Here is an 11,210-nt window from a genome sequence, read left to right on the forward strand (position 1 = left end):
ACAACTTAACAGCGTTAAGTCGATCCTCGTACCCATGACCGCACTTAACAACGTTAAGGAAAACGAAGCCCTCGACGTACTCGTCGTCGGCGCCGGCCCCACCGGACTGGCCCTCGCCCTGGACCTCACGCGCCGCGGCGTCCGCACCCTGGTCGTCGAACGCGCCGGATCCCTCTTCCCCGGCTCACGGGGCAAGGGCCTGCAGCCGCGCACCCTGGAGGTCCTCGACGACCTCGGCGTCGGTGACGCGGTGCAGGCCTCCAGCGCGCCCGCCCCCATCGGGCAGATCTGGCAGGACGGCACCCCCGTGGGCGAGCACAACATGCTCGGCGACAGCGGTGTCGGCGGGCCCACCGACACCGAGCCCCACCCGCGGGCCCGGCTGCTCCCCCAGTGGCGCACCCAGGAGATCCTGTGCGAGCGCCTCACCGGCCTCGGCGGCCGCATCGCCTTCGGTACGGCGCTGAGCGCCCTCGGCCAGGACGCCGACGGGGTCACCGCGCACCTCGCCGACGGCAGCACCCTGCGCGCCGCCTACCTGGTCGCCGCCGACGGCGGCCGGTCCACCGTCCGCAAGGCCCTGGGCATCGGCATGACCGGCGAGACCGTGGACCCCGCCCCGATGGTCGTCGCCGACGTCCGGCTGCGCCCCGGAGCCCTGGACCGGGACCACTGGCACCTCTTCCCCGGCGCGGACGACGGCTTCGCCGCGCTGTGCCCGCTGCCCGGCACCGAGGACTACCAGCTCGTCGCGCGGACCGACGACCTCGACATCCCCGCCGTGGTCGCCGCCCGCACCCACCTGAGCGCCGACGACGTGACCGAGGTGCGCTGGTCCTCCGACTTCAGGCCGCGCGCGGCCATGGCCGACCGGTTCCGCGACGGACGGGTCCTGCTCGCGGGCGACGCCGCGCACGTGCACTCCCCCGCCGGCGGCCAGGGACTCAACACAAGCGTCCAGGACGCCTACAACCTCGGCTGGAAGCTCGGCCAGGTGCTGAGCCACGGCGCCGACCCGGCGCTCCTGGACACCTACGAGCAGGAGCGGCAGCCCGTGGCCGCCCAGGTCCTGGGTCTGTCCACCCGGATCCACCGCGGCCAGGAACAGCGCGGCGAGGCCACCCGCCAACTCGGCCTGGGCTACCGGGGCGGCCCGCTCTCCGAGGGGGCGGCGGGCGCCCTGGAAGCCGGCGACCGCGCCCCGGACGGCCCGCTCCCGAACGGCCGCAGGCTCTTCGACCTGTTCCGGGGCCCCCACTTCACCCTGCTCGCCGTCGGCACGGACGCCGAACTCCCGCCCGTCGATACCGCGTTCACGCAGGTCCACCGGATGAGCGCGTACGAGCCGTACGGCAAGGGGGTCTTCCTGGTCCGGCCCGATGGATACGTGGGCTGGGCGGGCGAGGACGCGACCGGCCTCGCCCGCTACCTGGCCCGCTTCGGCGGATCCCAGGACCCCACGGCGTCCGGCGGTGTCAGCAGGTGATGTTGCCCCTGCGCAGGGCGTGGCCGCCGGTGTCGCTGTCGTCGGACCAGAAGACGGGCTTGGAACCGCCGACGCACTCCGCGGCCCCGGCCACCGAGAAGCCCTCGTTGTTGAGGTCGGACATGCCGCTCGGACGGTTGTGGACCGCGGTGGTCGCGAACACACCGGACGCGTTGACCTGCATGGTCCGGTGCTGACCGGAGCAGGTGTTGTCGCAGACGACCCACAGGCGGGAGGCCTGCGGCTCCCACTGCAGCTCCATGACGCCGGCCATGCCGCTGCTGATGGAGGCCACCCGGGTGAAGGCCCCCGAATCCTGCAGTACGTAGCCGTAGATCATGCCCGTACCTTCCACGCCGACGAAGAACACCCCGCCGGTGTGCGCTCCGTAGCGGCCGGGGTCGTACGCCGAGCCGGTCGAGGCGTCCTTGAACCCGGCCCCCGCCAGGGAGGAGTCGGGCACCCAGGTGACGGCCTCCAGACCGAGGTTGGAGCCCACCGACGGCAGGTCCGCGGTCAGGTTCCACTCCTGGGCGGCGGTCAGCGTGGACGGCGTACCGCTCACGTCGTAGCGCAGGACGGACAGCCGACTGGTGCCCGAGGAACCGCTGTTGCGCTCACTGGCGACGAACACCCCGCCCGCGCTGCCGGCGCCCGTGAGCGTGACGCCCTCGGCGTCGGGACTGCCGGAGCCGCCGCCCGGGAAGCGCAGCGTCTTGCCGGAGGACCACCCGTTGGCGGTGTCGGGGGTCCACCCGCCGGAGCCGTCGGGGAGGAGGCGCCACAGCTTCCCCGAGTTCTGGGCCGCCCACATCACGCCTCCTTCCTGGTAGAGCCCGCTGACGTCCGCGCCGAGGACGTTCGACGCGTCGGCCGTCGTCACCGAGCCGCTGCCCGGCCAGGCAACCGGGGTGGTGCCCCCACCGGTGCCCCCGCAGTCGTTGGGGGCTCCGAGCGTCAGAGCGGCCTCCTTGAACGCGCCGGTGCCGTCGGGACAGCGGGACCAGGACGGGGCCGAGTGCCGGCTCCAGGTGAAGCTGTCGGCCAGGGTGCCGCCGTCCGGCAGGTACAGGCGCGCCTTGTCCGCGGAACCCAGGCCGAAGGAGGCGTGCACGTCGAAGGCACGGAACGCGCCCGGGGCCAGCGTGACGCCCGAGGCGATCTTGTACTTGGAGCTGTTGTTGTCGTCCTTCAGGATCCAGCCGGACAGATCGACGGTCGCGGCGCCCTTGTTGTACAGCTCGATCGAGTCGTCGACGTTCCCGGTGGTCACCACCTCGTTGATGCGGATGTCGTCGGCCGGAGCGGCGTGGGCCGGGGCGGCGGTCAGGGTTCCCGTCATCAGGGCCGGGACGGCGGCGAGTGCGAGTGCGAGGGTGCGGCGGTGGTGCCGGTGGCGGGCGCGCGATGCGGTCACGTTGTCTTCCCGGGGTCGTTGCGGCAGGGCCGCACGAGGTTCTCCGTCCGGGCCGAATGGGGGCCCTCAGGCCGGGAGGTGTCCCGTGAACGATGGCCGAACTGTGCGCGGAGCGTGGAAGCACGCATGCGGCCACAGCGGCCGGGTGTGCGTCAGCGCATCTTGAGCGGGTGTCCGGGGGCGAGGACGGCGGCGATGCGTTCGGCGATGACCTGGGCCGAGTTGCCGGCGGGGCTCTTGGGCCCCTGGGTCACCGAGACCGAGATCGCGAGCTTGTCCGTCGGCAAGTAGGCCTGGATCGCCGCGTATCCGGAGAACGACGGGTTCGTCAGGATCCAGCCGTTGAACACGATCACGCCCAGACCGAAGTGGTGGGCCTCGGTGTTGGTCAGCTGGCAGATGCTGACCGGGCAGGTGGACGTCGCGTGGCCCAGGCCCAGGGTGCCCGGATCGAGCTGGGTCTTGAAGGACTTCGCGGACAGCAGCTCACCGGTCCCGATGGCACGCGCGGACCGGTCCAGATCACAGATGTTCTGCACGAGGACCGCACCGGGAGCCGTGGTCCACGAGGGGTTCCAGAAGGTGGACTCCTCGTACGTTCCGCGCTCCGAAGTGAAGGCGTGCAGGGCGGGTTCGGGAATCTGCGGCGTGTACTGGTTACTGGTCTGGCTCAGCCCGAGCGGCTTGTACACGCGCTCCGTGAGCAGTTGGTCCAGCGGAAGGCCGCTGATCTTCTCCAGTGCGGCGCCGAGGATCGCGAAGTTGGCGTGCGAGTAGCTCCAGTTGGTCCCCGGCTTGTACAGGAGCGGCTTGGCCGTCGCGATTCCGATGACCTCGGCCGGAGTCCACTTGCGGAACGGGGCGGCCTCGAGCTCCGCGAGGAACTTGGGGTCCGTGACGTAGTCGTGCAGGCCCGACGTGGAGTTGCCGAGCATCCGCAGGGTGATCTCCGAACCGTGCGGCACGTCCGGCAGCCAGCGGGAGACCGGATCGTCGAGCGAGGCCTTGCCCTGCTCGACGAGCTGCAGCAGTACGGCGCCCATGTAGACGATGCCCACCGACCCGGTACGGAAGTGCATCGACGGCTCGGCCGGGACGCTCGTCATCGACTCCCCGAGGGCCGTGGTCAGCACTTCCTTGCCGTCGGAGGAAACCTTCAGGATCACAGAGTTCAGGCCGAACTCGCGCTGTGCCTTCTGGGCGATGGTGAGGACCTCGCGGGCGTCGCCCTGGGCGGGTCCCGGAGAGTTCACACAGGCCTCGGCGGCCGCCGCGGCCGAAGCCGGGGCCGCGAGGGCCCCGGCCGGAAGGGCTGCGCCCATCAGGCCGGCGATGCAGAGCAAGACCGTACGAGTACGCCTCACCCCGCCAGTATGAACGCGCCCGGCGCGCGCCGCACGGCAAGGCGCCCGGCGCGGAACGCGATCCGGTCCGCGAGGCCGAGCCCGGTGCCCGGATGCCGAAAAGTGCGCCCAGGACCCTTCCCGCGCCATGTGATGTGTGCCATGTTACATCGCACAGTTCCTTATCGTGTGCACGACAGGAGTTGGATTCCCCGCCAACTCCCTCTGTTCCAGAGCTGTTTACTCCACATCCGCCGTGTTCCCAGCGCGGCGGCAGACCGGCCGGAGGCCAACCCCCCATGCGAAGCTCCCCCACGACGAAGGGCCGTTTCCGGCCCCTCATAGCCGCCTTGGCCTGCTGTCTGGGCCTGACCCTGCTCGCCCCGGCCGGACAGGCCTTCGCGGGCGAGGTCAAACCCTCCCCAGCCGCGGTCCCGGCCCCGGCCCTGACCTCGGACTCAGCCGCCCCGCAGCCCTCCACGGAAGCGGCCGCGGCCGCCGCACTGCGGGCCGAGCACGCCGCCCGGCCGAACGCGGACCTGTCCGGGCGCGCCCCGCTCCGGGCGTCCGCGGACCCGGCGAAGAGCCCGCGGCAGAAGGCCGACGCGCAGCAGGCGCCCGGAGCCCGCGCCCTCGCCGCGGCCTGCAACGTCGCGGACTTCACCTCGAAGACCGGCAGCGCACTGGTCCAGCAGATCAAGGCCTCCGAGACGGCCTGCGTGAACACGCTGTTCCAGCTCAAGGGAACCGACGCGAAGGCCGCCTTCCGCGAGGCACAGATGGTTTCGGTGGCCGACGCACTGCGCTCCGCCACCGCCAACTACCCGGGCGACAACAGCACTTCCACCGGCCAGCTGGTGCTCTACCTGCGCGCCGGCTACTTCGTGCAGTGGTACAACTCCTCCACGGTCGGCGCCTACGGCCCGGCCCTGAAGAGCTCGATCCAGGGCGCCCTGGACGGGTTCTTCGCCGCGCCGCGCTCCAAGGACGTGACCGAGGCCAACGGCCAGACCCTGGCGGAGGCGGTCATCCTGATCGACAGCGCCCAGGAGAACGCGCGCTACCTCGGTGTCGTCAAGCGCCTGCTGACCGGCTACAACTCCTCTTACGACAGCTCCTGGTCGATGGTCGCGGCGGTCAACAACGCTTACACCATCCTGTTCCGCGGTCACCAGACCGCGGAGTTCCTGCCCGCCGTGCAGGCGGACCCGAGCATCCTCACCGTGCTGCGCGACTTCGCCGTCGCCCACGACGACCTGCTGGGCACCGGGAAGGCGTACCTGACCGCCAACGCCGCCCGCGAGCTGGGCCGTTTCCTCCAGCACTCGGCGCTCCAGGCGACCGTACGGCCGCTCGTCAAGCAGCTCCTCGACCGCACGGCCATCACGGGCCGGACCGCTTCGCTCTGGGTCCCGCTGGCCGAGATGACCTCCTCGTACGACGCGTCCAACTGCTCGTACTACGGCACCTGCGACCTGTCGAACCGGGTCCGCGCCGCCGTGCTGACCGTCAATCACACCTGTAGCCCGAGCCTGCGCATCGTCGCGCAGCAGATGACCGCCACCGAGCTGGCCGCCAGCTGCACCAGCCTGGCCAACCAGGACTCCTTCTTCCACAACGTGGTCAAGGACGGCGGCCCGGTCGCCAACGACAACAACACCGGCCTGGAGGTGGTGGCGTTCGACTCCAGCGCCGACTACCAGACCTACGCCGGCGTCATCTTCGGGATCAGCACCGACAACGGCGGCATGTACCTCGAGGGCAACCCGGCCGCCGCCGGGAACCAGCCGCGCTTCATCGCGTACGAGGCCGAGTGGGTGCGGCCGGAGTTCCAGATCTGGAACCTCAACCACGAGTACACGCACTACCTCGACGGCCGCTTCGACATGTACGGCGACTTCGACGCGGGCATGACCACCCCGACCGTGATGTGGGTCGAGGGCTTCGCGGAGTACATCTCGTACTCGTACCGCAACGTCACCTACGACCGGGCCGTCACCGAGGCGGGCAAGAACACGTACAAGCTGAGCACCCTGTTCGACACCACCTACGACAACTCCGACTCCACGCGTGTCTACCAGTGGGGCTACCTCGCGGTCCGCTACCTGCTCCAGTCCCACCCGCAGGACGTGGCCACGCTGCTCGGCCACTACCGCACCGGCAACTGGGCCGCCGCCCGCACCCTGCTCACCTCCACCATCGGCACCCGCTACGACGCGGACTTCGCCGCATGGCTCGCCAGGTGCGCCGTCGGCGACTGCGGCGGCACCACGACCCCGCCGGCCAACCAGGCCCCGGTGGCCGGGTTCACCGCGGCGGTGAACGGTCTGGCCGTCGGCTTCACCGACGCCTCCACCGACGCGGACGGCACGATCGCCTCCCGCACCTGGGAGTTCGGTGACGGCACCGGCTCCACGGCCGCCAACCCGGCCAAGACCTACGCCGCGGCCGGCACGTACACCGTGCGGCTCACCGTGACCGACAACAAGGGCGCCACCGCGGCCACGACCAAGACGGTCACCGTCGGCACCGCCGGTCCCGCCGAGTGCACCAACCCCGACGTCCGGGTGCTGGGCGACAACTGCCGCCGGTCCAACGTCTCCGCCACGGCCGGCAACTACCGGTACTTCTACCTGAACGTCCCCGCCGGCACCGCCTCACTCAAGATCAGCGTCTCGGGCGGCACCGGCAACGCCGACCTCTACTACAGCCCCACCAACTGGGCCACCACCGTCAACAACACCGCCCGCTCGACCCAGAGCGGCAACACCGAAACCCTGACCATCAGCAATCCCCCGGCCGGCTACGTCTACATCAGCCTGTACGCCGCCCAGGACTTCGCCAACGTCACCGTCTCCACCCAGTTCGGGGCGGCCCAGGCGGAGTGCACGGCCACCGACACCCGGGTGCTGGGCGACAACTGCCGCCGGTCCAACGTCTCCGCCACGGCCGGCAACTACCGGTACTTCTACCTGAACGTCCCCGCCGGCACCGCCTCACTCAAGATCAGCGTCTCCGGCGGCACCGGCAACGCCGACCTCTACTACAGCCCCACCAACTGGGCCACCACCGCCAACAACACCGCCCGCTCGACGCAGAGCGGCAACACCGAAACCCTGACCGTGTCCAACCCCCCGGCCGGCTACGTCTACATCAGCCTGTACGCCGCCCAGGACTTCGCCAACGTCACCGTCTCCACCCAGTTCTGAGCCCGGCCCCCGTACGTCGGCCCCCACCCAGCGCTAGGAGGGGTGGGGGCCGACGCCGTCGGCGGCCGGATCACCGGCGATGCGGTAGCCCACCCCGGGGGTCGTGATGATGACCGGCGGACCGCCCAGCTTGCGGCGCAGCCGGCCCACCGTGACGGCCACGGTGTTGGTGAACGGATCGGCGTACTCGTCCCACACCTGCTCGAGCAGCTCCTCGGCGCTCAGGAACGCCGGAAAGGCCCGCAGCAGCGCCTCCAGCACGGCGAACTCCTTGACGGACAGCTCGAGCCGGCTGCCCTCGCGCAGGGCGGTGCGGCGTACGGGGTCCAGTTCGAGGCCGGCCGCACGCAGCGTACGGGCCCGGGCCGCGGGCCTGCGGCGGGCCAGGGAGCGGATGCGCAGGATCAGCTCCGGGAAGTGGAAGGGCTTGGCGAGGTAGTCGTCGGCGCCGAGGGTCAGACCGCTGACGCGGTCGCCGGGCGATCCGGCGGCGGTCAGCATCAGGACCATCGCGCGCTCCTCCCGCTCGGTGATCATCTGACAGAGCGTGTCGCCGTGGATCCCGGGCAGGTCCCGGTCCAGGACCACGACGTCGTAGGCGTTCGCGTCGAGCTTGGCGGCCGCGGCGAGCCCGTCGTGCGCGATGTCGACGGCCATCCCCTGGTCCCGCAGCCCTTCGGCGACGACCTCCGCGAGCGCTCTCGCGTCCTCGACGACCAGGATCCTCACGGTGCCACCCCTGCGTCGCCCTCGGGCCCGGCCGCCGACGGCAAGGCCACCGTCACGCGCAGGCCGCCCTCCGGCCTGACCCGCAGGTCGAGGCCGCCTCCGTGCGCGGCGACGATCGCGGCGACGATCGACAGTCCCAGTCCGGAACGCTCCTCCGAGCCGGTACGGTCGGCGCCGAGCCGCTCGAACGGCTGCGTCAGCCGGTCCACTTCGCGCTGGTCGAGGACGCTGCCGCCGGTCTCGACGACGAGCCGGCACTGGGTCGTGCTCTGCTCGGTGGCCACCCGGATCCAGCCGCCCTCGTGGTTGTGCGTGATCGCGTTGTCGACCAGGTTCTGCACCATCCGGGACAGCAGCGCCGGACTGCCCGGCGTCCACGCGTCCGGCAGGATCCCGTGGTCGACGGTCAGGTTCTTCGCGGCGATGCCGGTGTCCCGGGCGGCCATCGCCTCCCGCGTCAGCTCACCGAGCGAGACGGGAACCCGGTCGGGGAGGACTCCGTGCTGGGCCCGGGCCAGGACGAGGAACCCCTCCAACAACACGTCCACCCGGTCGAGTTCGCTCCGTATCCGGCCGGCGAGTACGACCGTCTGCGCCGCGGGCTCCGGTTTGGCGACGGCCACGTCCAACGAGGCGCGCATCGTCGCGAGCGGCGTCCGCAGTTCGTGCGAGGCGTTGGCGACGAACCGCCGCTGCGCGGCGAACGAGGCCTCCAGCCGCGCCAGGAGTCCGTCGATCGTGTCGGCGAGCTCCTTGACCTCGTCGGCGGGACCGGCCACGCCGAGCCGCTGGTGCAGGTTGTCCGCGGAGATCCGCCGCGTCGCCGCCGTGATCAGCCGCAACGGGCGCAGCACGCGGCCGGCCAGCACCCTGCCGAGCAGGAGCGAGACGACGGCCATCACCGCCATCGCGATCAGCGAGCCGAACAGCAGCTGGCGCGACTGCCGCGCGTGCACGTCCGCGAGCTGCTCCTCCAGATCCCGGATGTGCTGCTCGGCGCCGGAGCCCGGCACCCCGGGCGGGAAGCTTCCGGGCGCGACGCTCGACACGTCGGTGCCGGAGAGCAGGTAGGTCAGGGCGAGCAGCCCGATGCCGGACAGGAGGAAGACGCAGGCGTACAAGAGGGTGAACCGCCGTCCGACGGTCCTGCTCCGCTGCTCGCCCATGTTTCCTCCCCCGGTCCGGTGCACGTTCTGGTCACCTGCCGGGTCCTTCCCCGGGTCCGGCCGGTGGGCCCAGCATGCCCGGCCGGACCTAACAGCGTCATGACAGCAGCGGTTCGGATCTCGTTACCGGCGGCTCCGTAGAACCGGACCATGCAAACAACCAAGGATCTGCTGCGGCACGAATGGATCGCGTTCCGGCGTCCGGGCAGGCTGGTCGCCCTGGCGGCCGCGGCCCTGGTCGTCCTCGCGCTCGGCCTCCTCTACGCGTTCGGCAACCACGCCTCCTGCTCCGGCCCGTGCGCCTCCGATCCCACCGGACCGGACGGCTCGCCCGTCAGCGACCAGTTCTACTTCGCTCACCGCAACCTGCCGGAGAACGGCAGCATCACGGTCCGGATGACGTCCATGACCGGCACCATCACCTACCCGCCGCCCCGCCACGACCAGATCATCCCCGGCCTGGTGCCCTGGGCGAAGGCCGGGATCATCATCAAGGACGGCGTCCGCCCGGGGTCCTCGTACGCGGCCCTGATGCTCACCGGCAGCCACGGGGTGCGGATGCAGTACGACTACGGCCACGACATCGCCGGCAGCACCGGAAGCGGCGGCGGGCTCTCGGAGCAGTCGCCGCGTTGGCTGCGGCTGACGCGGTCGGGCGACACCGTCACGGGCGAGGAGTCCGCCGACGGCGAGCACTGGGCGACGGTCGGCACGGCGAAGGTGCCCGGGCTGTCCGGGACCGCGCAGGTGGGCCTGTTCGCGGCTTCGCCCGGCGATCTGACGCTGCGGCCCGTCGGCCTCGGCGGCGCCACGGAGCAGGTGCGCTTCACACAGGCCGCCGGTTCCTTCGACAACATCACCCTGGAGGGTGCGGCCGCGGCCGGGGGCTGGAAGGGCGAGGCCGTCGGCGAGATGAACCGCTCCGACTGGGAGAAGTACCACCAGCCCTCCGGGGTGGTCGAGGAGGGCGGCAGGATCACCGTCTCCGGCACCGGCGACATCGGGCCCGTGGCGACCTCCGGCGCCCGCCCCGTGGAGCGCTCGCTCTCCGGCCTGAGTCTCGCGCTGCTCGTCGTGATGGCGGTCGCGGTACGGTTCGCCACCCGCGGGCCGCGCCTCGAACCGGCGGGCGGTGCACCGCCCGTACGCCGGATGTTCGCGGTCAGGGCGGCCGTCGTCGGAGCGGCGACGTTCGCGACGGGGCTCCTCGCCGTGGGCATCGTGATCCCGGTGAGCGCGACGGTCCTGAAGGCGAACGGCGTCCAGGTCACCGAGATGTCCGCGCCGACGCTGCTGCGGGTCGTCGTGGGCGTCGCCGCTGCGCTCGCGCTCTCGGCCGTACTCGCCTTCGCGCTCGGCACCGTACTGCGGCGCGGCCGGCTCGCGGTCCTCGTCTGCGTCCCGGCGGTCGTGGTCCCGTACGCCGTGACCGCCTTTCCCCTGCTGCCGGACGGCCTGGCGCAGTGGCTGCTGCGGGTCACCCCGGCCGCCGGGTTCGCCGTACAGCAGACCCTGGTCGAGTATCCGCAGGTCGTCGCCCACTACGTGCCGTCCGCCGGATTCTTCCCGCTTCCGTGGTGGGCCGGGATCGGCGTGCTGTGCGCGTACACGGCCGTCGTGACGGCCCTCGCCCTGAGGCGGCTGCCGCGGGGCGATGACCAGGACGCACACGGCGAGCGGGCCGAACAGCCCGCGGACTGGAGGTGACGCGGGGACGGCGCGGGGAGCCCGGGCCCCCGCGCCGTCTCCGTACGAGGCCCTGCCCGGCCTCCGGCCCCAACCGGGGGGGAACAAGGGCCGCTGCCGCCGGGGCGGCGCCGTCCGCGGACGCGTCCCGCCTAGGTCGTCTCTTTCGGATCT

General features: G+C 71.6%; 7 protein-coding genes. 3 read left to right on the forward strand and 4 right to left on the reverse strand.

Annotated elements, in window-relative coordinates; genetic code table 11:
* Positions 1–34: 34 nt before the first annotated feature.
* Entirely contained in the window at positions 35–1,486 is a 1,452-nt protein-coding gene (locus tag ACWGDE_RS12220; RefSeq protein ID WP_453388886.1) for an FAD-dependent monooxygenase, read from the forward strand.
* Here ACWGDE_RS12220 and ACWGDE_RS12225 read toward each other — a convergent pair.
* Positions 1,476–2,903: a lamin tail domain-containing protein gene (locus ACWGDE_RS12225; RefSeq protein ID WP_453388887.1), complete on the reverse strand. Its 1,428-nt coding sequence runs from the start codon at positions 2,901–2,903 to the stop codon at positions 1,476–1,478. The genes ACWGDE_RS12220 and ACWGDE_RS12225 overlap by 11 nt on opposite strands.
* Before the next feature lie 152 nt (positions 2,904–3,055).
* Entirely contained in the window at positions 3,056–4,267 is a 1,212-nt protein-coding gene (locus ACWGDE_RS12230) for a serine hydrolase domain-containing protein (protein ID WP_453388888.1), read from the reverse strand.
* 278 nt (positions 4,268–4,545) lie between these two features.
* Between ACWGDE_RS12230 and ACWGDE_RS12235 the strand changes: the two genes are divergently transcribed.
* The gene (locus ACWGDE_RS12235) at positions 4,546–7,455 is read left to right on the forward strand and encodes a collagenase (protein ID WP_453388889.1); all 2,910 of its coding nucleotides are present in this window, start codon (positions 4,546–4,548) and stop codon (positions 7,453–7,455) included.
* A 33-nt stretch (positions 7,456–7,488) separates the two neighbouring features.
* Here the strand turns inward: ACWGDE_RS12235 and ACWGDE_RS12240 are convergent, their stop codons facing one another.
* Positions 7,489–8,184 (reverse strand): response regulator transcription factor, encoded by a 696-nt coding sequence (locus tag ACWGDE_RS12240; protein WP_453388890.1) that lies wholly within the window; start codon positions 8,182–8,184, stop codon positions 7,489–7,491.
* Positions 8,181–9,350 (reverse strand): sensor histidine kinase, encoded by a 1,170-nt coding sequence (locus tag ACWGDE_RS12245; protein ID WP_453388891.1) that lies wholly within the window; start codon positions 9,348–9,350, stop codon positions 8,181–8,183. Before ACWGDE_RS12245 ends, ACWGDE_RS12240 begins: the two co-directional genes overlap by 4 nt.
* 150 nt (positions 9,351–9,500) lie before the next feature.
* Here ACWGDE_RS12245 and ACWGDE_RS12250 point away from each other — a divergent pair, with 150 nt between their 5' ends.
* A complete protein-coding gene (locus ACWGDE_RS12250; RefSeq protein ID WP_453388892.1) occupies positions 9,501–11,057 on the forward strand; it encodes a hypothetical protein in 1,557 nt (518 codons plus the stop codon).
* The last annotated feature ends 153 nt before the right edge of the window (positions 11,058–11,210 follow it).

It is taken from the genome of Streptomyces sp. NPDC054956 (genome assembly GCF_053609185.1).